Annotated in this window: 21 protein-coding genes and 1 pseudogene; 15 read left to right on the forward strand and 7 right to left on the reverse strand. The window is 61.0% G+C overall.

The features are described 5' to 3' along the window. Position 1: 1 nt before the first annotated feature. The 4 genes from mprF (at position 2) to KXJ60_RS00885 (ending at position 5,908) form a co-directional block, all read left to right on the forward strand. Positions 2–2,641 carry a bifunctional lysylphosphatidylglycerol flippase/synthetase MprF gene (mprF, locus tag KXJ60_RS00870; RefSeq protein WP_291123418.1) on the forward strand — a complete coding sequence of 880 codons (2,640 nt, stop codon included), beginning with the start codon at positions 2–4 and terminating at the stop codon, positions 2,639–2,641. A gap of 209 nt (positions 2,642–2,850) precedes the next feature. Next, positions 2,851–3,876 carry a permease gene (locus KXJ60_RS00875; protein WP_291123420.1) on the forward strand — a complete coding sequence of 342 codons (1,026 nt, stop codon included), beginning with the start codon at positions 2,851–2,853 and terminating at the stop codon, positions 3,874–3,876. 126 nt (positions 3,877–4,002) lie between these two features. Beyond that, positions 4,003–5,517: a Do family serine endopeptidase gene (locus tag KXJ60_RS00880; RefSeq protein WP_291123421.1), complete on the forward strand. Its 1,515-nt coding sequence runs from the start codon at positions 4,003–4,005 to the stop codon at positions 5,515–5,517. 157 nt (positions 5,518–5,674) lie between these two features. Next, the gene (locus KXJ60_RS00885; RefSeq protein ID WP_291123423.1) at positions 5,675–5,908 is read left to right on the forward strand and encodes a hypothetical protein; all 234 of its coding nucleotides are present in this window, start codon (positions 5,675–5,677) and stop codon (positions 5,906–5,908) included. A 123-nt stretch (positions 5,909–6,031) separates the two neighbouring features. Here the strand turns inward: KXJ60_RS00885 and KXJ60_RS00890 are convergent, their stop codons facing one another. Next, a complete protein-coding gene (locus tag KXJ60_RS00890; protein WP_291123425.1) occupies positions 6,032–6,745 on the reverse strand; it encodes a phosphatase PAP2 family protein in 714 nt (237 codons plus the stop codon). Positions 6,746–7,263: 518 nt separating this feature from the next. Between KXJ60_RS00890 and KXJ60_RS00895 the strand changes: the two genes are divergently transcribed. The 3 genes from KXJ60_RS00895 to KXJ60_RS00905 all read left to right on the forward strand — a co-directional run bounded on the left by KXJ60_RS00895 (position 7,264) and on the right by KXJ60_RS00905 (position 9,802). Further along, positions 7,264–7,923 (forward strand): response regulator transcription factor, encoded by a 660-nt coding sequence (locus tag KXJ60_RS00895; protein ID WP_291123426.1) that lies wholly within the window; start codon positions 7,264–7,266, stop codon positions 7,921–7,923. Then, on the forward strand, positions 7,923–9,296 hold the full coding sequence (locus KXJ60_RS00900) for an ATP-binding protein (RefSeq protein WP_291123428.1): 1,374 nt from the start codon (positions 7,923–7,925) through the stop codon (positions 9,294–9,296). Before KXJ60_RS00895 ends, KXJ60_RS00900 begins: the two co-directional genes overlap by 1 nt. A gap of 113 nt (positions 9,297–9,409) precedes the next feature. After that, entirely contained in the window at positions 9,410–9,802 is a 393-nt protein-coding gene (locus KXJ60_RS00905) for a YkvA family protein (RefSeq protein ID WP_291123430.1), read from the forward strand. A gap of 24 nt (positions 9,803–9,826) precedes the next feature. Here KXJ60_RS00905 and KXJ60_RS21645 read toward each other — a convergent pair whose 3' ends face one another. Beyond that, complete coding sequence (locus KXJ60_RS21645; RefSeq protein WP_363318043.1) at positions 9,827–10,549, reverse strand: phosphatase PAP2 family protein; 723 nt, start codon at positions 10,547–10,549, stop codon at positions 9,827–9,829. Between the two features lie 12 nt (positions 10,550–10,561). Continuing rightward, entirely contained in the window at positions 10,562–12,226 is a 1,665-nt protein-coding gene (locus KXJ60_RS00915; RefSeq protein WP_291123432.1) for a phosphoethanolamine--lipid A transferase, read from the reverse strand. 360 nt (positions 12,227–12,586) lie between these two features. Here KXJ60_RS00915 and KXJ60_RS00920 point away from each other — a divergent pair, with 360 nt between their 5' ends. The 7 genes and pseudogenes from KXJ60_RS00920 to KXJ60_RS00950 all read left to right on the forward strand — a co-directional run bounded on the left by KXJ60_RS00920 (position 12,587) and on the right by KXJ60_RS00950 (position 18,844). Continuing rightward, positions 12,587–13,390, forward strand: a complete 804-nt coding sequence (locus KXJ60_RS00920) for a hypothetical protein (RefSeq protein WP_291123434.1) — start codon at positions 12,587–12,589, stop codon at positions 13,388–13,390. 4 nt (positions 13,391–13,394) lie between these two features. After that, positions 13,395–14,069, forward strand: a pseudogene (locus KXJ60_RS00925) (VIT1/CCC1 transporter family protein). 120 nt (positions 14,070–14,189) lie between these two features. Beyond that, positions 14,190–14,696, forward strand: a complete 507-nt coding sequence (locus KXJ60_RS00930) for a cupredoxin family protein (RefSeq protein ID WP_291123436.1) — start codon at positions 14,190–14,192, stop codon at positions 14,694–14,696. Between the two features lie 213 nt (positions 14,697–14,909). Beyond that, positions 14,910–15,179 (forward strand): copper-binding protein, encoded by a 270-nt coding sequence (locus KXJ60_RS00935; protein ID WP_291123455.1) that lies wholly within the window; start codon positions 14,910–14,912, stop codon positions 15,177–15,179. A 24-nt stretch (positions 15,180–15,203) separates the two neighbouring features. Continuing rightward, positions 15,204–17,039 carry a copper resistance system multicopper oxidase gene (locus tag KXJ60_RS00940; RefSeq protein WP_291123438.1) on the forward strand — a complete coding sequence of 612 codons (1,836 nt, stop codon included), beginning with the start codon at positions 15,204–15,206 and terminating at the stop codon, positions 17,037–17,039. Positions 17,040–17,050: 11 nt separating this feature from the next. Then, complete coding sequence (locus KXJ60_RS00945; protein WP_291123441.1) at positions 17,051–17,746, forward strand: copper resistance protein B; 696 nt, start codon at positions 17,051–17,053, stop codon at positions 17,744–17,746. A 57-nt stretch (positions 17,747–17,803) separates the two neighbouring features. Next, positions 17,804–18,844 carry a site-specific integrase gene (locus KXJ60_RS00950; RefSeq protein ID WP_291123443.1) on the forward strand — a complete coding sequence of 347 codons (1,041 nt, stop codon included), beginning with the start codon at positions 17,804–17,806 and terminating at the stop codon, positions 18,842–18,844. A 238-nt stretch (positions 18,845–19,082) separates the two neighbouring features. Here the strand turns inward: KXJ60_RS00950 and KXJ60_RS00955 are convergent, their stop codons facing one another. Further along, on the reverse strand, positions 19,083–22,127 hold the full coding sequence (locus KXJ60_RS00955; RefSeq protein WP_291123444.1) for a Tn3 family transposase: 3,045 nt from the start codon (positions 22,125–22,127) through the stop codon (positions 19,083–19,085). Positions 22,128–22,358: 231 nt separating this feature from the next. On the opposite strand from KXJ60_RS00955, the gene KXJ60_RS00960 reads away from it, so the two are divergent. After that, positions 22,359–22,865: a hypothetical protein gene (locus KXJ60_RS00960; protein ID WP_291123457.1), complete on the forward strand. Its 507-nt coding sequence runs from the start codon at positions 22,359–22,361 to the stop codon at positions 22,863–22,865. Between the two features lie 75 nt (positions 22,866–22,940). Here the strand turns inward: KXJ60_RS00960 and KXJ60_RS00965 are convergent, their stop codons facing one another. The 3 genes from KXJ60_RS00965 to KXJ60_RS00975 form a co-directional block, all read right to left on the reverse strand. Beyond that, positions 22,941–23,714, reverse strand: a complete 774-nt coding sequence (locus tag KXJ60_RS00965) for a hypothetical protein (protein ID WP_291123446.1) — start codon at positions 23,712–23,714, stop codon at positions 22,941–22,943. Beyond that, positions 23,708–24,661: a hypothetical protein gene (locus KXJ60_RS00970; protein ID WP_291123448.1), complete on the reverse strand. Its 954-nt coding sequence runs from the start codon at positions 24,659–24,661 to the stop codon at positions 23,708–23,710. The genes KXJ60_RS00965 and KXJ60_RS00970 overlap by 7 nt, the downstream gene beginning before the upstream one ends. A gap of 148 nt (positions 24,662–24,809) precedes the next feature. Further along, on the reverse strand, positions 24,810–26,273 hold a 1,464-nt coding region (locus KXJ60_RS00975; protein ID WP_291123450.1), incomplete at its 5' end, for a site-specific integrase.

A 26,273-nucleotide genomic window follows, 5' to 3' on the forward strand; every position in this document is an offset into this window, starting at 1 on the left:
TGTGAGCCGCGTCAGCACCAGTTTCACGGCAGGTACACCGCCGGCAAGGCTGCCGTCAATCCCATGGCGGTGGCTGGTCGCGCTGGCGGGCGCGGTCCTGCTGGCGTGGATGTTCTGGGCGATGCATCAACAGCTGGGCGCGTTGCGCTTGGTGGACGTTCAGCAGGCTTGGCACGCTGTTCCGCTCTCTTCGGTAATTTGGGCGGGACTGGCAACGCTGCTGAGCTACGTGGCTTTGATGGGGTACGACGCGCTTGCCTTGCGGCAACTGGGACACCACCTGAGCGCAACGCGGACGTGTCTGGCCTCGTTCGTGGCAACCGCTATTGGAAACAACGTGGGGGTGGCGCTGGTCAGCGCAGGTGCGGTGCGCATGCGCTTGTACAGCAACTGGGGCCTTTCAGCCAGCGAAGTCGGTGTGCTGATTGGGATCGTCGGCACAACGTTTGGTGTTGGCGTTGCCCTCTGCGGTGGGCTTGCTCTGCTGCTGGAGCCGCCATCCATGCTGGCAACGCTGCAGATCAACACGGCTTGGGGACGCGCTGCGGGGGCGTTGCTGCTGCTGATCCCTGCGGGATACCTGGGACTGGCCTTGCGAGGGGCACGATCCCTGCAATGGAAGAGCTGGGTCATGCACACGCCTGGACCGCTGCTGGCACTGGGACAAATTCTGCTCGCGGTGGTTGATCTGGGCGCGGCTTCACTCGCTCTTTGGGTGCTGCTACCCGACACGGCGCCAGCATGGCCTGTTTTCCTCGGTGTGTTCGTGCTTGCGGTCGTCTTGGGAGTCGTGAGCCATGTGCCAGCAGGTTTGGGTGTTTTCGAGGCCGTGATGATCCTGGGCCTGCCGTCCATTGCGCACGAACAGCTGTTGGCGTCGATCCTTGCCTATCGAGTGATTTACTACTTCGTGCCGCTGGGCCTTGCCGGCGCGCTGGGTGGCGCGTTGTCTCTCAAAGGAAGTTTCGCTGGACTTAAAAAACTGGAAGCCTTTACCCAGCCATTGATCAACTGGATCGCGCCACCCGTGGTCAGTGTTGCGGTGTTTGTGGCGGGGACCCTGCTGCTGTTGTCGGGCAGTCTTCCAGCCCAATTTGATCGTCTGTCCTTGCTCCTGACACTGGTGCCGCTTCCAGTGATTGAGGTTTCTCACTTGGCCGGCAGCCTCATCGGGCTGGCCATGGTGGTTCTGGCGCATGCGCTGTACCGCCGGATTCGAGTGGCTCACCAGTTTGTCAGCTGGCTTCTGGTGGCAGGGGTATTGGTGTCTCTTTTGAAGGGCGTTGACGTTGAAGAAGCCATCATCGCGGCGCTGGTTTGGGTGCTTCTGTGGTCGAGTCGAGCGGTCTTCGACCGGCCCGCTCGGATGGGTTTGCGGCTTCTCGGGCCGGAGAATTGGTTTGCTGTTGCCGCGGTTGTGTCCGCAACAATCGTGCTTGGGCTGTTCTCATACAAGCATGTGGACTACTCCGCCGACCTGTGGTGGCAGTTTGCATTGCGGGGTGATGCGCCGCGTTACCTTCGAGCGGCTGTGCTCGTTGCAGGCCTGACTCTGACCATGGCACTGTGGCAGCTCTTGAGGCCGCAGCCTGTTGAACGCGAGGTTCCCTCAACAAACGATCTGGCGAAGGTGTCAGAAATCATCAAAACGTGGCCTGTGGCGGACGCAGCGCTGGCCTTGCTTGGGGACAAGCGCATTCTTTTCGATGATGAGGAAGACGCGTTTTTGATGTACCAGGTTCAGGGCCGCAGCTGGGTAGTGATGGGCGATCCGATCGGATCACCGCAGGCGGCCGAGAGACTCGTGTGGCGGATACGGGAAATGACAGACCGACACGGTGCACGACCGGTTTTTTACCAGGTGGGGGACACCCGATTGGGCATGTATGCAGATCTCGGGCTGGTCGCGATCAAAATGGGTGAAGAGGCGCTGGTTTCTCTGGGCCAGTTTTCTCTGGACGGTCCTCATCGTGCCAATCTTCGACGCACGCACAGGCGCGCCCAACGAGATGGGATGAGTTTCGAGATTGTGTCGGGGGCTCAAGTGGCGGACTTGATGGAGGAGTTCCGGGAGGTGTCTGACTCATGGCTTCGCAGCAAGGGCGCACATGAGAAAGGATTCTCGCTGGGCCGTTTTGATGAGCCCTATCTGCGTCACTTCCGCTTTGGGGTGGTCAAGCATGGCGACCAAATCGTGGCATTTGCCAATCTCTGGACCGCCGATGGCAAGGGGGAGTTGTCGATTGACCTGATGCGACACCGGCATGACGCTCCTGATGGAACCATGGATTTCCTGTTCACAGAGCTTATGCTTTGGGGCGCTCATGAGGGGTATGCGTTCTTCAACCTGGGGATGGCACCCCTTGCCGGATTGGATTCACGCCCCCTGGCGCCGCTGTGGCATCGGCTGGGAACGGCACTGTTTCGCAATGGAGAACAGTTCTACAACTTTCAAGGTCTGCGCGCTTACAAGAACAAGTTTGGGCCGGTGTGGCGATCGAGGTATCTCGCAGCGCCCGGGGGTATCGGCCTGACGGGCGCCTTGATCGATGTCGCCGCGCTGGTCAACAAGCGGATGTCCACGGAACGTGTTGATCAATCGCAGCGCGACCCTTTGCCCAGTGATTCCGTCGCGTCGTAGTGCCGCGCCAGGAGGCTGCGCAGGAGCGCCCAAGTCCATTTGGCTGTGCCCTCGCAGTCCGTGAGGCGAGAGGCGCGACGTTGATGAGCTTGTTGCGGTACCGTCTTCAGAGAGGCATTCCTGCTCGAGAAAACACGTGCCCCGGGCGCTCCTTATACATCGGTCAGATGTGTTCGCACCTGGCATGAAATGAGTGAGAAAACCGAAGCATGATCCAACCAACCGACTTCAAACTGAGCACGGCTGCCATTTCGGTGGTGGGTGTTGCGCTGCTGTGGGTGCCCATCCTGTCGCTGCACCTGACGCCTGCGTTGTTCGCCGCACTGCTCACCTTCGGCGGTTCGCGCGCTACATCTGCGATGCTCCGCCGTATCTGGCCGGCGCTGCGCCACTCGCAGGGGTGGGGTTTGATTTTGTTTGTGTTGGTGGTCGTGCTGACGACGTCTTTGCTGGTTGAGCAAGCAGCCGAGGCAACGGCCGCGGGCGGTGGCTATGCAGCGGTCCTTCAACAAATGGCTGCGGCGCTGGATCAGTTGCGACTGACGTTGCCACCGTGGCTGGCCAGCCATGTGCCGGCTTCGCTTGAGACGCTGCGAACCGCTGCTGTGGGTTGGCTCACGTCGCACGCCGCACAAGTACAACTTTGGGGAGGGCACACCGTTCGAGGCTTGGGGTACGCCCTCGCAGGTATCGTGATCGGTGCACTGCTCACGCTTCAACGGGCAGATCGGGAGGTCGGTGTCGAGCGCAAACCTCCCCTGAGTTTGGCCGTCAGCAACCAGTTTGATGGCCTCGTCACCAGTTTCACGGCCGTGGTGTTCGCTCAATTTCGAATCGCTGCCGTGAACACAGCGCTTACCGCGGTGTACCTGTTGGGCGTGCTGCCTCTGTTGGGGACGCCCATTCCGCTGGCCGGCACGCTCGTGGTTGCGACATTCGTCGCCAGCTTGGTGCCTGTGTTGGGCAATTTGGTCTCCAACACCATGATTGTTGGGGTCAGTCTGACCCACTCGCTGGGCGTGGCGGCACTCTCGCTGGGATGGTTGGTGGGCATTCACAAGCTGGAGTATTTTCTCAATGCGCACATTGTGGGTCAAAGAATCCGTGCTCAGGCTTGGGAACTGTTGACATCCATGTTGGTGCTCGAAGCTCTCTTCGGTATCGCTGGACTCGTGAGTGCTCCCATCATCTATGCACAACTGAAAAGTGTCTGGTATTCGCGCGGTTGGATCTGAGCACACTGAACTGGGCAGCGCACTTCTGATGGGGGCGTGTGGTCGTCCACAAGAAGATTAAGAACTGTCTAAGTGTCCGGCAACACACTGGCCACCTGTTCAACATCTTCCCATTCAGGAGTTCACATGACCACCCGTTCCATGACTTCCACACGCCTTGTTCTTGCATTGACCGCAGCCGGCATCCTCGGCGGCGCAGGCGCAAATTTTGTGTCTGGCACGCACGCTCGTGCCGAGGCGCCGAGCATCGTTGCCCAGGCCGTCTCTCCTGCTACCTCGACCATGGGAATGCCCGGCATCAACGGCGCGCCCGACTTCTCGCAAATCACCCAACGCAACGGTGCTGCTGTAGTGAACATCAGTGTCAGTGGCCTGCGACAAGTCTCCAGTGAATCAGGAGAAGCGCCGGCAGCCCACCGCCGAGCTCCGCAGGGCGTGGACCCCAGCGACCCGTTCTCCGAGTTTTTCAAGCGCTTTGAAGGTCCCAGTGACGGCCAGCCGGGAGACCGAGCGTCGCCAGTGCGGGGTCAGGGATCTGGCTTTATTGTCAGTGCGGATGGATTGATTCTGACCAACGCCCACGTTGTGCGCGACGCGCAGGTCGTGACCGTCAAGCTCACGGATCGCCGTGAGTACACGGCCACAGTCCTGGGTTCGGATCCCAAGACCGACGTGGCCGTTCTCAAGATTGACGCAAAAGACCTGCCCACGGTGACCATGGGGAACTCGAATGATCTGAAGGTCGGAGAATGGGTGCTGGCGATCGGCTCCCCGTATGGATTCGAGAACAGCGTGAGTGCGGGCGTGGTCAGTGCCAAGGGCCGTTCATTGCCCGAGGACAGCGTCGTGCCGTTCATCCAGACCGACGTTGCCGTCAATCCGGGCAATTCCGGCGGACCGCTGTTCAACGCACGCGGCGAGGTGGTGGGCATCAACTCGCAGATTTACAGCCGCACGGGCGGCTACCAGGGCTTGTCCTTCGCCATCCCGATCGACCTGGTCAACAAGATCAAGGACCAGATTGTCGCCACAGGCAGGGCCAGCCACGCACGCCTGGGCGTAGCGATCCAAGAGGTGAATCAGGCTTTGGCCGACTCATTCAAGCTTGACAAACCCGAGGGCGCTCTGGTGTCCAGCGTGGATGCCGGCAGCCCCGCCGAGCAAGCGGGGCTGAAATACGGCGATGTGATTCGCAAGGTCAATGGTCAGCCCATCGTTGCTTCGGGTGATCTGCCCGCCCTGATCGGCCAAGCCACGCCGGGTGAAGTGGTGACACTCGAAGTCTGGCGCCAAGGCAAGCGCGAGGACTTCGCGGCCAAGCTGGGCGACGCTGTCACCAAGAAAGTGCAGATGGCCAAGAGCACTGGTGCCGCGGACAAAGGCAAACTGGGTCTGGCTCTGCGCGCGCTTGAGCCTCAGGAACGGCGCGTTGCCGGCGTTGACGGGCTGCTCATTGAAGAGGCTGCTGGTCCCGCCGCAATGGCAGGAGTGCAAGCGGGCGACGTTCTGATGGCCATCAACGGTACGCAAGTGAAGAACATTGAGCAAGTGCGTGCGGCGGTGGCCAGCAACAAGAAGTCCGTGGCATTGTTGATTCAACGCGACGGCGAGAAGATTTTTGTGCCGGTGCAGGTAGGCTGATGGAACACAAGACGGCGCAACGGCCAGTGCGTCATGCGTGGGTCCACGCATGACGAAGCGGACCGCTCTTCATCCGCCCGACCATGCCGGGGGACCTACAAGCAATGGACTCTCGGCTCACATCCTGCCAACATCGGCCACGATGACCGGTGTGTGCATGACGACGCTCTACATCAGCCTGCTTGGCCCTTTGATGACGCGTCGCGTAATCGTCGACAAACTCATGGCGGTCGACGCGTTGGTGTTCCTGGCCAGCGCCGTGCTGTCATTCATGTCGATGCGGTCCGAGCGGTTTGGCTCTCGTCTGGAGGGGTATGCGGAATGGGTGTTCTTGACGGCTCTGGCACTTCTGGCACTCGGCGCGGTGGTGCTGGCATTCGCAGTCACTTGAACGGTGGGGCAGAGAGACACGCTGAGGGGTCGTCGCCCTCAGGTTTTCTAGCCCGGAACTCGCGTTCCCATCACCACCGCCGTGGGTTGAATTCAAGTTCTGCGCGGTGGAATGCGGTCCCTTTCAAGCGGATTCAGACCGGTCGCGAGCGTCAAACCAGCCTGTCGCGTTGGCGATAATCCAGTTCGCCAACGCCCAAGCTGAGCCCGCAGCCCAGCCGGCCAGCACATCGCTGGGCCAGTGCACGCCCAATGCAACACGACTCACGCCCACAGCCAGCGCCACACCGATGGCCAGCACCAGCAAGATCACGCGCGCTGCCCTGGGCTGCATCCGAAAAGTCAGCAATGCCGCCAGTGTCAAGTACACCATTGCCGCCCCGAACGCGTGTCCGCTGGGGAAGCTGGCGTTCGCCACGATCACCTCGTGAGGCACCAGGTCGGGTCGCGCTCGCTCGAACGCGTGCTTCAGGCCCGTGTTGAGCAGTGCACCCCCCGACGTTGCCACGACGATAAAGAGTGCCAAACGCCGCTGATGCATCGCAATCAAAACCCCACCAACACCCCCGACCAGCAGCACAAGGAACCAGGGACTACCCAGCGCGGTCACTTCCCGAGCGAGCTGAAGCGCAGAGGCGCCGCCCAACAATGTCGCCACGTCATTGGGCGCACGGAGGGAGAGCAGCCACTGCCGATCACGCAGCAGGGTCTCGCCCTCCCGCATTTCGTCAGCGGTCCAGACGAACACGCCAGCAGCCAGTGACATCAGCAAAACCAGCAGGAGAGCCGCTGGCTCAAGCAGATGTCGAGAACGCAGTACCCGCAAGCTTTTTTGCATAACGCCTTCTGTCCTTCAACGTGAAGCGGGAGCCAATCCGCACGCCGTTTTGCTCGCGGATATTTGTCCAGCCAATGACCGCGTCAAAGACCAATGCCTTCGCATTGAGGAGGGCAGCCCGAAACTCGCTGTATTTGGAGCGGCCATCAGGCCTCGCCTTGGCACTCTGCACAGGGCAAAACTCTCGATGCGGTACGGCCCGAGTAGTCTATGCGCAGTGACAGCCTGGTTGAAGTTGTGGAAGCCACCGGGTTACAGTGATGAGATGGGGACTGTCACCGATCCCAAGCTCTCGGAGATCGTTTGGCCGCGACAATAGGGAATGTAGAGTGGTCGTTCGTAGTGGTTCTGATAGAGCTGCCGCGATAGCCGCGATGCGGTGGCCAAGGATGAAGTGCACCTCAATGTAAGGGCGGGTGAACACGGCGTCCTTGATCTCAATAGAACCTGGCTAAATCCCCAACCAGTGGACTGCCTTTTTGCGAGTATTCCCGCGACTGACCCGCTCGCGTTCATCTATGCGAATCTTGCTGATTGAAGACGATCCCATGATCGGTAGGGCCGTGAAGCGTGGTGTGACCAAAGCGGGCTTCGTCGTTGATTGGGTTACCGATGGGCGAGAAGCCGAGTGTTCACTGGCAAACCGCGTGTACGACCTCGCGATCCTGGACCTGGGTTTGCCCAAGAAGGATGGTATGGCCATCCTTGCGACGCTTCGCCATGGGGGCAACTCCATGCCCGTGCTGATCGTATCGGCGCGCGATACGGTGCGAGACCGCATTTCGGGCTTGGAGGCCGGTGCCGATGACTACTTGCTGAAACCTTTCGACCTCGACGAGTTGATCGCTCGGGTACGAGCCTTGTTGCGTCGCCATGCCGGCAGCGGCGTGCCCATGCTGCGCTGCGGTGAACTGCAACTGGACCCCGTCAACAAACTGGTCACAAAGGGTGGTGCAACTGTCGACGTGACTGCAAAGGAGTTTGCGGTCCTTGAAGCCCTCATGCAAAGGCCAGGCGCAGTCCTGTCAAGAGAAAAGCTCGAGGATTCCGTTTATGGGTGGGGCAGCGAAGTCGGCAGCAATGCCATCGAAGTGCACCTGCATTACCTGCGCAAGAAGCTCGGTGCATCGGCTATCAAGAATGTGCGTGGCGTTGGATACCGCATTGCGGAGATGTGATGAGTTCGATCGAACGTACCCTGCTGACCTGGATTCTTGGGGCGTTGAGTCTGGGCGCCTTGCTGGTTGCGTTGCTCACATACGTTGTCACACTCGATGAAATGCACGAGGTCTTTGACGCAGATCTCAAGAACATTGCACAAGCGGTAGCGAGTTACCACCACGCCGGGTACGGGCCAGGGGACGACAGTGTTGTGATGCTGCCCAATCGAACCGACACGCCGGAAGATTCTGAGATCGTGACACTGACCTGGACGCGCGAAGGCAAGCGCGTGTTCGCTTCTGATCCCCGGGTTGAACTTCCGTTCAGCAGCACGCAAGGACTGTCGCGCACCTCCGCAAATGGAGAAGACTGGATCGTCTATTCGAGCGTCAATGACGATGGGGTAGCCCAAGCAGCCCAGCGCGTATCTGCCCGTCAGGAGATGGCCGGGGAGTCGGCATCCAAAGTGCTCCCGCCCCTGTTGGGCCTTGTTGTTGTCGTTGGTGGACTGTTGATTTTTGGCTTGCGCAAAGGACTCAAGCCACTTCAAGGCGCAGCGCAAGACGTCTCACAGCGCAGCGCACATTCGCTGGACCCCATCTCACTGGATGGGGTTCCAAATGAGATCCAGCCGCTTGTGGTTTCGATCAACGACCTGATGACGCGCTTGGGCGAAGCGTTTGCGACGCAGCGTCGATTTTTGGCCGATGCGGCGCACGAGTTGCGAACTCCAATCACGGCGCTTCGTTTGCAGCTCCAGTTGCTCCAGGGGAGCGGCAACGATGCAGAGCGTTCGCAAGCGATGACTGAGTTTGCCAATGGGGTTGACCGCTCCCAACGGCTGGTGGAGCAGTTGCTGAACATTGCAAGAGCCGACGCCAACAGTGACCATTTTTCTCCGCAGCCGCTCAATTTGACGGAACTGGTGCAGTCGGTGGTGGCACGCTTCAGTCTGAAAGCGGACGTGCTCGACATTGATCTGGGAGCCAGTAGCGAGCCGACTTCCACTGGCGTTTGGGTGAATGGGGACTCTGAACAACTCACCGTCCTGCTGAACAACTTGGTCGAAAACGCGCTTCGATTCACGCCGGCGGGTGGTGTGGTCGACGTCAACATCTCCCAAGAGCATGACGCACCCCCAGTGGTTCGAGTCATCGACAATGGGCCGGGAATTTCAGATGTTGAACGGGAACGGGTTTTTGATCGTTTCTACCGCGGAAGCGAAGCCACGGCCTTGGCACGCGATGGCTATGGCAGTGGTCTCGGGCTGGCTATCGTGCGAGCGATTGCTGAACGCCATGGCGCCCTTGTCAGTTTGGCATCGCCTGCGGATCATGTGGGCCTTGAGGTCACTGTTCGGTTTCGGCTCGACGATCAGGCCGCAGAGTAGCGCCGCCAACTCCTTCAAGCCCAGGCGAATCGTTTCATGCCTTGATTTGCAGAAAACATCTTCCGTGATGCTTGAATTCAGAGGCATGAGTGAAGGTGTGGCATGCTCAAAAAATGGAACTTAGCGGCAAACTCAAGAGTTGGGCGGGGCGAATCAAACGAGACGGTGTGACCCTCTGGTTCGCTGGCAAACATCATGCAACGCCGTGGTATGCGAAAGCACTGGGAGCTTTCGTCGTGGCCTACGCGCTCAGTCCAATTGACCTGATCCCAGACTTCATCCCGGTGCTCGGCTACGTGGACGATGTTTTGTTGCTGCCCGGACTCATCTGGCTCACTATTCGCCTATTGCCAAGTATAGTTCTGGCCGATTGCCGCGAACAGGCCGACGAGTGGATGAAGGTGCAGGGATCGAAACCGAGCAGCCGATTCGGTGCAACTCTGATCGTTCTCATCTGGATTGTGGTTTCTGCGGCTCTCTGGCTATGGCTCACCCGTAGAATGTAGACACTAACTGAGGATGGACAGAATCTAGGCCGGAGCTGGCTGGCTAGATCTGCCTCCAACTCTCCACCGGCGTGTGCTGTGAAACGAAGCGGTCGTCACTGCCAAGCAGATCCAGGCCGTCCATAGCGAATGACTCAGGTAGTGGGCGCCTCGCATCATCTGCACCCAACCCAACAGCAGACCCGCTGTCACGGTGAGAATCAGCCACCATTTGGCTGCGAGAGGCGCGCGCTCGCGCAATGCGAACCAGCCTGCCAAAAATCCAAATGCGCTTGAAGCGTGCCCAGCTGGAAAGCAACCGCCGGGTCCACCGTCGCTGTAGCCAAGCAGCCAGTGCGGCACGTACCTGGCTTCGCCACCAAACTCGACCAATGACCATGGGCAACTTGTCGAACTCACCTGCTTGAGCAGAGGGATCAAGGTCACGCAGAGCAAGATGGTTCCCAACATCCATATCCGACCTCGTTGGGACACTGAACGCAGGAGCGGAACCGACAACCAAACGCTCAAGACCACGTAAGCGAGCAGGCTCAGTGCCACTGCGCGTGCGCCGCCGTGTAGAAGGCCACCCGTGAGCCAGTGGTTGCGCCATGAAAATCCCTCAGCATTGCCGTACAAACGCGCCAGTGGCAAGTCGAGTCCGCTCACCTCCCAAAGCACCAGCAGCAGGAGCAGAGCACCAACGCCGATAGCGTCCCGCCATGCTGCCTGTTCGTATGCTCTGGATTCGTGTTCAGAAAGTGCCATCTTTATGTGCGCTTATTCGGGCCTACATCCCGCCGAGATATCGAATTTGCGTTCGTACACGCTGGTCTGCACCTGCAACAGCCCGAGTACCGTGTGAAACAACTCATCGTGTGCCCATGGCTTGGTGGTTTGCTTTTTCAGACAGTTCTGGTCAAGTCCAAAGCTTTTTGTGAACCCCGCCGACAACCACCACACCATCGGCACCTTGATTTGCACGTCGGGCGCGATGGCGTACGGAACGCCATGGAGGTACAGGCCACTTTCTCCCAGTGACTCCCCATGGTCAGACACGTACATCAAGGCTGTGTCGAAGGTCTGCTCTTGTTGCTTCAGAAAGTTGATCGTCTTGGACAGAATGTGGTCTGTGTAAAGCAAGGCGTTGTCGTAGGCATTGACGATCTCCTCCTTGGTGCATTTTCGAAGTTCGCCCGTGTCGCATGTCGGTAAGAAGCGCCTGAACGCATCGGGGTATCGCTTGTAGTACGTCGGTCCATGGTTGCCAAGCATGTGCAGAACGACCACCAGATTGCCCTTTGCATCCCGCGCGACCGTGTCCAGTCCGCTCAGCAAGGCGTCATCCAAGCACCGACCCTCAACGCACAGTTCGGGCAATTGCGCAGGATCAATCTGCTGGGTGGGAAGACCATCGCATACCCCTTTGCATCCAGACTGGTTATCGCGCCAGAGCACCTGAAAGCCAGCTCGGTTCAGCACGTGCAACAAAGACTCACTGCCGCGGATGCGCTCTTCGTCGTAGTTTCGGCGACCGACTGCGGAGAACATGCACGGCAGCGAAGTTTCCGTGTTGGTTCCGCAGGCGGTTACATCGGTGAAGTTCAGGACATCCTGTTTGGCGAGCTCGGGTGTGGTCTGTCGGACGTAGCCATTCAGTCCCCAGTTTGCAGCGCGAGCAGTCTCTCCGATGGCCAACACCAACAGGGTGGGTCGTGGCCGTGCGCTCCATGAGGCGCTCTGTCGTGCATCCGCGCCCACCGTCAATCGTGCGGCCGTGGCTTGCCGCGTATCGGCTGTCAGAACCCGTGCAGTTGAATAAAGGAAGTTCGCGGGAGTAACGAGATAACGCATCTCCTTTTGGTTGCGCATGAGCGCCGAGAAGTCCTGATACACAACGAACACCGAGCCAATCAACAAGACTCCCGTCGCCATCAGCGCCAATCCACGCAACGCGAGTGATCGCATCAACGAGCGGTTGGCGATCTGAACACGCCACAGGAGCAGAAGCGGAAGTCCGGCGAAGACCGTCAGATGAGGCACCATGCCAAAGCTGAACAGCTCACGGGCTTCAGCGACATCGGTTCGCAACACATTGCGCAGCATGCTCGGGTCCATGAAGACGCCAAACCGCTGCATGTAGTAACTTGCGAAAGCTGTTGCAATGAGTAGAGCGCTCAACAGCACACGCGCGAACGATCTGTGTAGCACCAGCAAGAGCAAGAACAAGTGGAGCGTGGTGAGCATCACCAGCATTGCACTGCCGAATATCCAGGTTGAAGGATCGGACTCCACCCGTCCATCCAACGCGGCCTTCAAGAACTGCGAGTTGCTGGCAAGTGCAAAAAACAGGCTGGCCGCAAGCGCGAGAGACTCGATACCAACCTGTGGGCGTATTCGGAGCAAGCGGCCAAGAAGCGTGCTGAGATAGTGTTTCAGCCTCATCTTGGGAAGATTCCCAGCGCGTTGGCTGGCTCGGAGCGTTGTTCAGGGCATGACATCGCCCGCATTCTTTGCCGCCGTAAATTAAGTGCGACTTAAGTCCAGTGAAATGCACCGACCGTTCGCCACGCTCACGCGGCGGTTGCCTGAACCGCCCATTGGTGGCGAAGCTGCAGCAACCCGGGTGGCGGCATCCAAGATGAGTGCTCTTGGGGTCTTGTGTGCTGCAAAGCGAGCGCTGAAGCGGCAGGGAAAACTGGTCGGTCGTGCAGTTGGCAGTACGCGTGTGCCCGCCGCATAAGTCTTCCTTAAGTGCCAGAACCACAAAATTGCGCTCCCATTTATGCAACAACGGAAGCTGAAATGAAAGACACACCCAGCTCGGTAATGGCGCAGACGAAGTTGAACAAGGTGCCACAGGTGACCTTGTACTTTTGGATGATCAAGATCATGGCCACCACTGTCGGCGAGACCGCCGCCGACTTCCTTAATACCAATCTCAACCTGGGGCTGACCAACACGTCGTTGGTGATGGGTGTACTTCTGCTTGGGGCGCTCGTGTTGCAGTTCCGCGAAGACCGCTACGTACCGTGGATTTACTGGGTCGCCGTGGTCCTCATCAGCGTGGTCGGTACCCTGATCACAGACAACCTGACCGACCACTTCGGTGTCGCCCTTCAATTTACGACGGCTGTGTTCTCGGCTACGCTTGCTGTCACCTTTGCAGTCTGGTTTTCAGTGGAGAAGACGCTGTCAATCCACACCATCTTCACCACCCAGCGCGAGTTGTTTTACTGGGCGACGATCCTGTTCACCTTCGCGCTCGGCACGGCTGCTGGTGACCTGCTTGCCGAACAGCTCAAGCTCGGCTACCTGCATTCGGCCATGGTGTTTGGCGCCGGCATCGTGGTCACCTATGGCGCATACCGATTGTTCAACCTGAATGCGGTCGCCGCGTTCTGGATCGCCTACATCCTGACGCGGCCCTTCGGCGCGTCGTTCGGCGATCTCCTGTCGCAGTCGCACACCAATGGCGGCCTCGGGCTTGGGACTGTCGGCACGAGCGCGATCTTTCTCAGTGTGATCTTGGTGCTGATCATTGTGATGACGAAGGCGCAGCGCGGCGTGGCGCTCCAGGCATCGGGCGATTCGGCAACGTCGCAGTGATGCGATGAGGCATGACGAACGCCATCGAAGCGGGGTCATCGGCTGGTTACGGGCCGCGGTCTTGGCGCGAACGACGGCATCGTATCGACGGCCAGCCTGCTGGTCGGCATCGCAGCCTCGGGGGCGGATCGCCGGAGCCTCGTGGTGATGGGCGTGGCCGCGCTGGTGGCCGGCGCCGCTGCGATGGCGGCTGGCGAGTACGTCTCCGTGGCCTCGCAGGCCGATACCGAAAGCGCCGACCTTGAGCGCGAAAGCAAAGAATAGGCGGCTGAGCATGGCGAGCTGGCCGCCATCTACGTGGCGCGAGGCCTAGCGCCGGACTTGGCTGATGAAGTCGCGCGGCAGTTGATGGCTCGCGACTGTTTGGCTGCGCATGCGCGGGACGAGCTCGGGTCGTCCGACCAACTGGCCGCGCGGCCGACACAGGCTGCGCTGGCCTCTGCAGCGAGCTTCGCCGTGGTCGCGGGTTGGCCTTTGTTGGTTGGTGTTGGTGCTGGCGCCACGCGCCAGCCTGACGGGCTGGCTCGTCGGAGGCAGCCTCGTCGGGCTGGCAGCGCTGGGCATCCTGGCCGCCTACATCGGCCGGGCGCCCAAGATGCGGTCCGCCTTGCGGATTCTGTTGTGTGGCGCTGGAGCCATGTCGCTGATCGCCGCCGCAGGAGCGCTCTTCCCCGCGTAGCTGGCACGGACAAAGCTGACCTTTTCGTAATGTTCTCGTCAGCACATTGGTGGTCAGCGTGAGTAAGCTGTGGAATTGGTACCGCTCCAATCGTCGTTTCAACTTAACAAGGAACTTCCAATGAACTCCAGATCCATCCGTCCGTTGCTGTTCGTTACGGCGCTGCTCGCCGCATCCGCCACGTTGGCCGCCCCCGGCCACGGCAGCAACCCTGTTGGCGAACCCGGCAAGGCCTCGCAGGTTACCCGTACCGTCGAGGTCGACATGACGGACAACATGCGCTTCACGCCTGCACAGATTTCGGTGCGGCAAGGCGAGACCGTGCGCTTCGTCGTGAAGAACTCCGGCGCGGTCAAGCACGAGCTGGTGTTCGGCACGCCCGAAGAGTTGAAGGAGCACTACGCGATGATGGTGAAGATGCCCGGCATGGAACACGCCGACGACAACATGGTCACCGTGGCGCCCGGCAAGACCGGCGAGGTTGTGTGGCGCTTTACCAAAGCCGGCAAGGTGGACTTCGCCTGCCTGCAGCCCGGCCACTATGATGCCGGCATGAAGGGTCTCGTCACTGTGGCACAGAAGGCCGGCGCTCCCAATGCCGGAGGGCACGGCGGTCACAAACACTGATGGTCCGTTGGCATACCGTGAAGTGACGATCAGCACGGTATGGCAGTACCGCGCGGCGCCGGACGATGTCGGACGCCTGCGCCAAGGTTCTTTTTTTACATGTACGGAGTTGTCGCTATGAAAAATTTCAAACCTTTCCTCGCTGTTCTGGCATTTGTGGCTTCTGCGCCATTTGCCATGAGCGTTCAAGCCCAGGCGATGGACCACAGCAAAATGTCTGGCATGAACATGCCCAGCATGAAGATGGACGGTATGCCCGCCTCGATGACCGAAGGCGAAGTGCGCAAAATTGACAAGGAAACCAAGAAGATCACGCTCAAGCACGGCGAGATCAAGAACCTGGACATGCCCGGCATGACGATGGTCTTCCAGGTCAAGGACACCGCGCTACTGGACAAGGTCAAGGCCGGCGACAAGGTGAACTTCACCGCCGAAAAAGCCGATGGTGGCATCGTCGTCACCGCGATCGAAGCCGTCAAATAAATACGGTAGAGGAGGCTCGACCCCATGGACACACCCAAACGCCGAACCTTGCAAACCCTGGCTGGCTTGGGCGCGCTGGCCGCCTTGCCAAGCGCCTGGGCTCAGGTGCGGGCCGTCGAACTGCGCAACACCCCAGTGTCGCGCGAGTACGACCTGAGCGTGGCAGAGACCCCGCTCAACATCACCGGCAAACCAGCTCAAGGTATCACCATCAACGGCACGATGCCGGGACCGGTTCTGCGCTTCCGCGAAGGCGACGAAGTGGTGATCCGCGTCACGAACAAACTGCGCGAGGTCACCGGTATCCACTGGCACGGCTTACTCGTTCCCAACGATCAGGACGGCGTGCCCGGCGTCACTTACCCCGGCATTCGCCCCGGCGAGACCTTCACTTACCGCTTCAAGCTGCGCCAGTCTGGCACCTATTGGTATCACAGCCATGCCGCGCTGCAAGAGGCTGCAGGCTACTTCGCGCCGCTCATTGTCGAACCAGCGCGTCCCGACCCGTTTCAGTATGACCGTGACTACATCGTCGTGATTTCCGACTGGATCGATACGCCGCCGCAGCAGGTGCTGGCCAATCTGAAGAAGCAGGACGGCTATTACAACTACCGCCGCGTGACAACCCCTCAGTTCTTTGCCCAACTGCGCAGCGCTCCCGACGCCAAGGCGCGCGACACGCTGTGGGCCGAGCGCATGGAATGGGCCAAGATGCGCATGGACCCCACCGATTACAGCGACGGTGGCGACGAGTGGTCGTTCCTTCTGCAGGGCAAGCGCCCCGACGAGAACTGGACCGGCCTGTTCAAGCCCGGGGAGCGGGTGCGACTGCGCTTCATCAACGCCTCGCCGATGAACCTGTACGACGTGCGCATCCCGGGCCTGCCGATGACGGTGGTGCAAGCCGATGGCCAGAACGTCAACCCGGTGGAGGTGGACGAGTTCCGCATCGGCAACGGCGAGACCTACGACGTGATCGTGCAGCCGAAGGAAGCCAAGGCTTACACGATCTTCGTGCCCACCATCGCCCGTGTCGGCTATGCGCGCGGCACGTTGGCGCCGGAGGTCGGCATGAGTGCGCCGGTGCCCGAGCTAGGACCCAAGCCCGTCCGCACGATGGCCGACATGGGAATGGCCGGCATGGACATGAGTGGCGGCGGTGGTATGGCCGGAATGGATATGGGCCAAGCGCCGGCAGGTGAGGCGGCGGCCGCAGGCCATGCCGGTATGGCGATGCCAGCGCCGGCCAAAGCTGTCGCCCCGGACTCAGGCATGTCGGGCATGTCGGGCATGACCGTGAAGCCGACCGATCCACATGCCGGCATGGCGATGCCAGCACCGACCAAGCCCGCCGATCCACACGCGGGTATGCCCGGCATGGCGGGTATGGCCGAGATGCCGGGCATGAGTGCCGCGGCCCCGAAGATCGAGCCCAGCTCGGACGGCCTGCGCCGGCTGACGTACGCGCATCTGCGTGCCGCAACCCGCAATGCCGACGACCGCGCGCCAGAAAAAGAACTGCTGGTCCGGCTCACCGGCGACATGGCGCGTTACTTCTGGACCATGAACGGCCAGAAAATGTCGCAGGCGGCGCCCTTCGAGATGGGCTTGGGCCAGCGCGTGCGCATCAAGTTCGTCAACGAAACCATGATGGAACACCCGATGCACTTGCACGGCGTGTTCATGGAACTCGTCAACGGCAACGGTGTGTTCGGCCCGCGCAAGCACACGATCATCGTGCCGCCGGCGCAGACCGTCGAGCTTGATGCCACCTTTGAGGATGAAGGCATGTGGGCATTCCACTGTCACCTTTTCTACCACGCTGCTACCGGGATGATGCGCCTGGTCAAAGTGGCCTAAGGATCACACCGATGGAGAAAAAAATGAGGATGGCGCTGCGGCACGCGGGCACCGCGCTGCTGGTCACCGTTGCTTTGGGTGCGCAGGCGATGGAGGACGAGTCGATCTACTCCTACGCGCTGGTCGAGGCTGGCGCCGCCAAAGTGCGCGGGGCTGCTGGCTCGGTACAGTCACTGGCCGTCGATGGCTGGATTGGTGGTGACTTCAACCGTCTGTGGTATTCGCTCGACGCGGAGCAGCGCAGCGGGCGAACCGAAGCGGCTGAGCTGCAAGTTCTCTATGGCCGGTACATTCGGCCGTTCTGGGACGCACAGATCGGCCTGCGTCGCGACGAGCGGCCCCAGCAACGCGACTACCTCGCGCTCGGTGTGCGTGGGCTCGCGCCCTACGCCTTCGATGTCGATCTGAAGCTGTTCATTCGTGACGACGGAAAGGTCTTCGCTCGAACGCGCTTTGAAAACAGTTTTCTGATCACGAATCGCTTCATCGTTTCGCCTTCGGTTGACTTGGAGTGGTCGGCATCCGATATCGATACGACAGTACGCCGCGGCGCATATCAGGTCGATGTGGGTGTGCAGGCCCGTTACGAGTTCAACCGGCGCGTCGCACCTTACCTGGGCTTGAAACGAACGTTTTATCCAAGGTCGCAGTCCGGCGGGGAGACAGCTGCTACCAAGTGGCAAGCTGGGCTTCGCTTGCTGTTCTAGGCGGCGTCTCCAATCCGATCCTCAACCTCGGCTCTTCACCGCTAGCTAGCTGGGAAAATGGCCCGTCTTGCAAAGTATCTCGAGGCAGCCGAGAGCGACAGCACGCGCAGGAGCTACGCATCGGCAATTCGGCATTTTGAAGTTGAGTGCAAAGGTTTGCTGCCCTCCACGGCAGACGCCATCGCCCGCTACTTGGCCGATCATGCGGCTACCCTGGCGATCAACACCCTGCGCCAACGTCTTGCGGCGTTGTCGCGGTGGCACACCGACCAGGGCTTTCCCGACCCCACCAAAGCGGCCTTGGTGCGCCAAGTCCTCAAAGGCATTCGCTCCGTGCACAGCGTGCGGGAAAAGCGTGCACGCCCCCTGGAACTGGCGGCGCTCCAGCAGATCGATCAGTGGCTCGATGCCGCCATCTGCAACGCCCAGCGGACCGGCGACCACCCGGCCTCGCTGCGCCACACGCGCGACCGCAGCCTGATATTGCTGGGATTCTGGCGCGGCTTTCGCTCCGACGAACTGGTCAACCTGCGCGTCGAGAACACCGAGGTCACGCCGGGCCAGGGCATGACCTGCTACCTGGGCCGCAGCAAAGGCGACAGGCAGCGTGAGGGCCGCGTTTTCAGATGCCCGGCGCTGTCCCGCCTGTGTCCCGTGACTGCCTTCAATGCTTGGGTCAGCCTCGCTGGATTGACCGAGGGACCGGTGTTCCGCAAGATTGACCGCTGGGGCCATGTTGCCGAGGAGAGCCTGCACGTCAACAGTCTGATCCCCTTGCTGCGCAGTCTGTTCGCAGAATCAGGCGTCGAGTCACCTGAGAAATACAGCAGCCACTCCATGCGTCGCGGCTTTGCCGGCTGGGCACGCGCCAGCGGCTGGGACATCAAGGAGTTGATGGAGTACGTAGGTTGGAAGGATGTCAAATCGGCCATGCGCTACCTGGATGCGTCGGATTCCAGCCTGCAAGCCCGGTTTGAGCAGGGCCTGACCGCCCTGGCGCCAGCGGCGCAGTTGCCTCCGCCTCCGCTGCTCCTCCTGACAGAGCTGACGGGCATTGCGCACCCACCGGCCGAGTCTGCTGGAAACCTCGACTCCTGAGCCCTCCGCCGATGAACATTGGGATTGAGTCGATGGGTGTACTGGCAGCCAGGCGGGGTCGCTGCCGCAAATGACCACGCTACTGTAAGAGCAGCGAATCCTTGTCAACTCCATCACCTTGAGCAGCCACGTCTACACGCTGAAGGTGCAAGGCCTCCGCACCGCCCACGCCGAAAGCGCACGATCAGCTCGACCGACCAACCAGCGCGAGTGATGGCACCAACTCCGAAAGCTGCGGCTATGACATCTTGGGCAACCGGGTCAGCTTGCGGCGCCTCGCTTCGGCGGGCGTTTCTTCCGCCACCTTGCTTAGCAGGACGCCAGCGTATTTCTCGATGGAAAAGCTCATGATGCCGCGGAAGTTGATGTTCCCGAAAAATACCGGACCCAGCCGCCGCACAATGTCGTCGTTCACACCCCCACCGGCGGACCTCAGCTTGGCAACGACCTCGTTAAGCTTGTTGGTGTTCCACGCGATGATGAGGTTTGTGAGGAGTACGTGCGAGCCCGAAATGGCTCTCAGTTCATCGCGCCGACGGCCGCGTTCGGCGGCGATGCGGCCGTAATACACGGCGCGCTGAAGCTGGTGAACCGACTCACCACGATTCAACAAAGTGTGGATCTCGCGGCGGAACTGCTCTTTGGTGAAGTAGTCGCATAGGTACACGGACCGCAGCATCCGACCGTAATGATCCAGGGCACGATGAAGTTTGTCGCCAATGGCTGCGCTGCCATTGCGCGCCAACGCCCAGCCCACGCTGACCCGCCCAGTCAGGATGGACGCCACCAAACGCAGCATCACGTCCCAGCCGCGCACGATGGCGCGCTCGGAAACGTTGGTCAGTGCGATCGCGTCCAGCTCCTCGGGGACCTCGGTCTTGCGTGTCACCCAGAGCTTGCAATCCGGCAGTCCTGCGAGCTGCGGGCAGAGGTCGAACCGAAGATGCTTGGCCAGCGCCATCGCGCCGTACGTGTAGCCATGCGTATCCACCGCCAGCAGCTGAATCTTGATGCGCTCCTCGCTGGAGCTGTTGTACTGCTCGACACCTTCGACCGCTGGGCCGCCCTGGCGCGTGAGCAGCACGATAGGCTGATCGTAGAAGACGGGGTAACTGCCGAGCACATGGGTGTAGATGCCTGCAGCGGGGGTTTTTCGTCGCGGATCGGTCCGGGCGATGCCCAAGTGCCTCGTCGTGTCCATGGCCATCATGTCGGCGGATGCCTTGGTGCCATCGCTCCAAAGTTTCACGATGGGAATACTTTGCTGATACGCCACGACGGCATTGTTCGCAGCTCGCAATCGGCCCGGGGTTTCCAACTCCCGCATGGCGGCAGTCACCTCGGCCACGGTTACGCCGCTGACCATGGCGGCAGCCGACTTGGCATCGATCTCGGTTCCGTGGGCCAGCAATGCGGCATACAAGGCGATCAGCTCCCTGGTCGTTTTGGCATCGCGGCCCAGCAGCTTGGAGCTGAAGCGGGTCTGGGCGTCCATCTCCAGGATCAGGTCGGGTAACTGGACGGGACCAATCATCTCCTGCACCGCCTGGGCCGTTCTCTTGAGCTCAGGCTCTTCCGCCATCGCGTTCAGTGCGGGCAGACGAACGCAAGCTTGCTCGTCGATCTCAAGCAGGCCGTTGGCCAGCCCTTCTTTGACGCGCTGCAGGCCGTCCATGAGCAATGCCATCTGGCGCGCAATCGCGACCTGCGGGTCGATCTCCAAGCCAAAAGCCGTGCAAAACTTTTCTCGATCGCGCTCCCACTCTTCCTCGGGAATCAGGCTGTCGGTGCGGCTACGAAAGTTGGCGCTGTGCGGCACCCACAGTCGCCCGCCCTGCAAGCCCTTGCGGATTCGTAGCAGCGCGCAGGCCTTGAATGCCTTCAGCGCCTTGACACGGTCCTCGTCGTCGACGAGCGGACGCCAGGCGGCTTCGATGCCCGAGACGTCCCAGTCCTTGGGCAGCTCCTTCAGGCCTTCGGTGCGAATCTTCTTGAGCTGTTCGACGAGGGTCAGATCCTTCTTGCTCTCATCGCCCTCGATGTTGAGGCAGTCCATTGTGTCCAGCACGGTCGCGACCCGTTCGCCTTGCTCCACAAGCGTTTCGCGCACGATGTCGGCGTGGCTGACCCTTGGCATATTCAACACCTCACTGGCAACCCTGACGATCTCCGCGATCCGCTCTTCTGCGGTTTTGTCCGCATCCTGCGCGAGGTTCAGCATGGACTGAACCGACTCGCGGTAGATGCCACTGCGGCTGGCCTGCTTGGACTGCACGCGCTTCGCACCCATGCGCACCAGATCGCCGGTGCGCCGGCCCATCCGGAAAATGGCTTCGTCTGTCAACTCCCAGAGCGTGGCCTTCAAGAAGCAGATGACCTCCACGATCTGCGTCTCCAGCACGCGGCGGGAGGTCTCGGAAGGTGGTCGGTGCGCAACACGCTGCGCGAAGGCCTGGATGCGCGTCTGGGACAGCGATGTGAGGTTCCAATCAGCGACGCCGAGTGTCTTCAGGTAATCGACGCGCGAGGACACCTCCTCCAGGTTCTTGACCCCATGCTTGCCTGCCGAGGTTTTGAGCCATTCGAGGACAGTGGAGTCTTCCGACGGCCCCTGGTCAAACATAATCTTCAAGATCGCGCGCTGGCGGGCCGGCTTGATCGCGCCGTTGATGACCTCCATCGCGAGGGTTTCGATCGCGCGGAAGGCCGCATTGGCTCGGTCCTCCAGCGTCGAGACGCCGGGCAGGACGATCCTGCGCTCGTAGAGCCATTCCTCGGCGAACGTCACCAACTCGGCCTGACTCGCTGCGTCCCGTGCGCGCATGGTGAGCGTGGCGGCCAGCTCCCTTTCTATTTCAGGCGCAAAGACCTCAAACCCCAGCGTCTGCCGTGCCCACGTGCGCTGCTCGCGCAACCGGCGTTCGACGGAACCTTCCGCCTGGGGACCGGCCTTGCCACGGTAGATCGACTTGATGGTCGCGATGGCCGTGGCATCCGTCCCCAATTGGTTGGCCAGCACCTTGACCATGTTGGCCGGAAAGCTGTCCGTCACGCCGGCCAACCTGCCAGTCAGTCCAAGAAACATGAGCTGGAGGGCGTAGCCCAGGCGCAAATCTAGAGGCGGCCGCCCGCGCTTAGCGTTGCCATCGTCATCGACGCGGCTGACGATGGGGATCGCTGCGAGCTGCTCGTCGCTGAGCTTGCAGTGCTCGATCGCCTCTGCCTCCGTCATCTTTGAGGGAAGCTGTTGCTTGCCGAGGAACTTGTACCGGTAGCTCGCCATCGCGCCTCCAAAGACTGGATTGCGAGCCACTATACGGGCACTGGGCCGCAGGCGCCCGGCGAGTCCGCTTGACCAACTGGTCAGCTGTGAATCGCCGAGCACCACGATGACGACGCCGATCCACTTGAGCTGTCACTGGAGGTAGTGGAACCCGGCGTACAGGTTTCGGGTCGTTTTCGGATTTTGTCGACGATTCCCAAAAAACCGAGATGACCCCGTGCACCACGGGTCATCCTCACGCGGCTCAATGCCGCTGGGCTGCTGGAGCGGGTAGGGCGTGGTCTCTATCGCCTGACAGATACACAAGTGTCGGAGTTCGAGAGCCTCGGTGCAGTCGCTGCCAAGGTGCCACAGGCCGTGTTCTGCCTGTTCACTGCGCTGCAGTTCCATGAACTGACCACCCAGCTGCCGCGCCAGGTCTGGATCGCCATGCCACGCGGGAGCCACTCGCCCCGGATCGACTACCCGCCGATCAAGATGGTGCAGTTCACGGGTGAGGCCTTTTCCGCGGGGGTCGAAGAGGTGGCGCGCGATGGCGTCAGGCTGCGGGTCTACGGCGTGGCCAAGACGGTAGCGGACAGTTTCAAGCACCGGAACAAGATCGGCCTGGACGTGGCTCTGGAGGCGCTCAAGGACGCCCGTTCCCGCAACAAGGCTTCGGTGGATGAGATCTGGCGCTGCGCAACGATCTGCCGCGTGGCCAACGTGATGCGGCCTTACCTGGAAAGCATCGGATGAGTCGTCTCAGTGGTGGGCCGAATGGCTTCACCACTGCACCAGCGCACATTGCGTGCCCGGATCTCACATGGTCACTCAAACAGAGGCCTGTAGCCCATAGGCCCGCGCAATACGCGCCACCAGTTCGGCGACGCTGACCTTCCCGAGCTGAAGGACTTGCGGATCGATGGAGGTGTCCGCGACTACCTCGGCGAGAAACCGGGCGAGGTCCGAACCGATTTTGGGGTCGAGTTGAATGCGGGTGGTGGGCGCCAGTAGTTGCGACAGGCGCAGCACGTCGTTGAGATGTTTTCGGATATCTCTGGCATCGATGGCGGCGCCCTGGCTTTTCCGTTTTGTCAGATCCAGCCATGCGATGGCCTTCAGCGGAATCAGCCGGTCTTCTCCCACCCAGGACAGGCCTCCCATCTCACGTCGGCCAGCGAGGATGAACGCGTAGTAGGTTTCATCCAGCAAGATGGCAGAGAGACTGGACACCGCCTCATCCAGTGGGATCGGGGTGAGCTGGCTGCCCTCGGCGGGCGTCAAGCCATCGGGAGCCCGTGCAAACAGTTCGATCATGGCCGGGTAGCGTTCATCCGCGGGCTTCTGGAAGCGGTAGAACTTCGGCTTTCCGGTTTCGCTGACCTGCTGCAGCTGATAGCCCCCAGCGTTCACGAACTGCCAGAACGCCGCGCCAAAGGCAGGTGTCAGCACCTCCACATGCAGGACGATGTCCAGGTCCTTGGTCGCCCGAAACTGGAGCCCCGCGTCCTCCATCGTCAGGCTCGCGGCGGTCCCACCAATCAGCAGATACTGATCAGCGTAAGCGGCAAACGTTTCCCGGAAGATATCCAGTCCTCTCACCATGGAAGTTGCCCTTTCAGTTCGTCCAGGGCCTGCAGGACGCGCTCATCGGTGCTGTGCTGCAGACTGAGGGTCAGCGACAGTGGGTCGACAGTCGCCCGACCTGGCACCAGCGCCGGATCGTAGATCCAGAGCTCAAGCTCTTGTGCCGCATCGGATGGTTCCGGCGCCTCGCGGGCACCGGCTCTCGTGGCCTCCCGCCATTCTGCGAAGGTGGTGGCGTAAACCGGCTGCCGCGGTTCCGTGAGCATGGAATCGCGCGCGAGTGCGCTCAGGCCGGCCAGCCGCCACTGCCGACCTGCTGGCAAGGTATCGCTCATGGCCCACACCGTTCGGCGCACAGGGCTGCGGAGCAAGGGTCTTGCCATTTCCCAGATGTCCCGTGGCGGCAACTCGCGGTGCAGATACTGCGAACGCCCCAATTTGCGCGTCGCGGCGAGGCCCGCCGCGTTCAGCTCCCTGACCGCCCGGGACAGTGTCATGGGGGTGTAGCCCATGGGCGATGCCAGGCGGGCGGGTTGCCAGTCGGTGGCCAGGGGTTCGTTCATCAACGCAGCGATGAGGATCGCCTGCGTCGATGGGCTCAGGGCGGTACCTGTGGTTGGCGCCCGCTGCCTGAAGTGTTCGCGAAGGTCCAGGCCCAGGTCGGGCAGGTAGAGCTGGTTGCCTGGCACGATGAACGGAACCCTCTGCTCGATCAGGCGTTTGCGCTCGTACGACGCCAAGGCATCGGTCACGAACACAACCGGCGGCTCTCCCTGCGCGCGCACCTTGTCTAGCCGGGCACGGATGTCACCCAGGGCTTGTTTTTCGCTGGATGGAGTGATCGCGAGCACGATGGGATGGCCCAGCAGTTCAAGCTCGGCAAACTGGAACGCGTCTTGAAGGAAATACGGCAGCGCGCCGGCTTGCGCCCAGGGCTTTTCCTTGGGCGTGGGAATGCCCAACACCTCGTTGAGGTACTTCCGGGTGGCGGCTACAAGCTTCAACGCTCAGTCTTTCATAACATCAAATTTGAACAATAACATTAACGATGTTATCGTGCAATCATATGTTAAGTTGGCCCGGCTTTGGGATTCCGACCAGCTGCGCCGAAGCTCATGCGGACACCGCAGACGATGAAGCGCTCTGTCCCAGGATGTCATCAATCCGCTGCCCCAGCTTCTCCCAGGCCGCCTTCTTCTCGTCGGCGAACTCGTGGTGCAGGTAGTGGCGCCGGACCCGACTGCCGGCCATCACGTGGTTTTGGCAGCGGTCGATGATGTCGGGCAGGATGCCCAGCGCTTGCATCATGGTGGCGCCGGTGCGTCGCATGTCGTGCGGTGTCCACTCGCGGAGGCTGCCGCTCTTGAGCACCAGTGCGTTGTCGTTGGCCCGGCGTGACAGGTCCTTGCGGGTCTTGAACTGGATCTGTCGGTCGCCCACCTGCTTGGACACGGTCTTGACGTCGATGTGGCTGTCTTCCTTGTGGTTGCGGGCCGGGAAGCAGTAGGGCGATGTTCCGGTCAGGGTCTTGAGCGCCTGGAACTGGCGCAGCGAGAAGTCAGAGAGGTAGACCCGGTGGCCCTGCTTCTTGCCCATCGGTCCCTTGACGTTCTCGATCGGGATGGTCCAGTAGCGCTCCACCAGGTCCACGTCTTCCCACCGGGTCATCAGCAGCTCGCCGATGCGGCACAGCGTGCCCAGGCAGATCCAGATCGCCAGCTGGGTCTCGCGCTTGAGCGGGCGCGGCACCTCGTATTTGTGACCGGCGGGGGTCGCTTCGTAGTCGGCCTCCATGCGCTCAAAGATCGACTGCAGTTCCTGCAGCTCCTTGGCCGTGAGCACGCGGTCGCGTTCGTTGACCATGTCGAAGTCCTTGGAGACGATCTTGCGAATCTCGATCAGGTCGGCGGGGTTGCCTTCGATCAGCAGGCCGCGCCAGGGCTGGCGCTTCTCGGCCCAGGCGAACAGCTGCACCAGGTCCTGGTGCACGCGCACGGACATGCGATTCACGCCACGGGCCACCATGGTTCGCAGGACCTTGCGCAGGTCGTGTTCGGTGATGCTGCGCACGGGTTTGTCGCCCAGCACGGGCAGCACGTCCTTCTCGAAGGAGCGGCGCAGTTCGGCGTTGCCGTCCTTACGAGCCACTCCATCGGCCAGCCAGGCGTCGAACATGTCCTTGAACGGCTTGTTTTGGCTGGCCTCTGCGGCGGCCTGCGCAATCGTCGCTTCGACCGCCGCCTGGTTCTCGATGCGTTCGGCCTTCTTCTGGTCGTTGGGGTTGACGCCGGAACGGACCAGGTCACGCGCCTCATCCCGTTGCCGGCGGATCTGTTCCATGGACATGGCCGGCCAGGTGCCACAGTAGTGCCAGGCCACTTTGCCGTTCCATTTGAAGGCGAACTTGAAATGGATGGAGATGGTCTGGTCGCCAACGACCCGGACTTCGCCGGTCAGTCCGTCTCCGTCGCTCAGCATGTCGCCGCGCCACGCCAGGGGCACGGCCTTGAGCTCCAGAGCCGTGCACGTTTTGCCTTTTCCTGACTTCGGGTTTCGCGTCCTACGGGTCCTGGGGGG

The organism is Hydrogenophaga sp. (genome assembly GCF_019264445.1).
Classification (GTDB): domain Bacteria; phylum Pseudomonadota; class Gammaproteobacteria; order Burkholderiales; family Burkholderiaceae_C; genus Hydrogenophaga.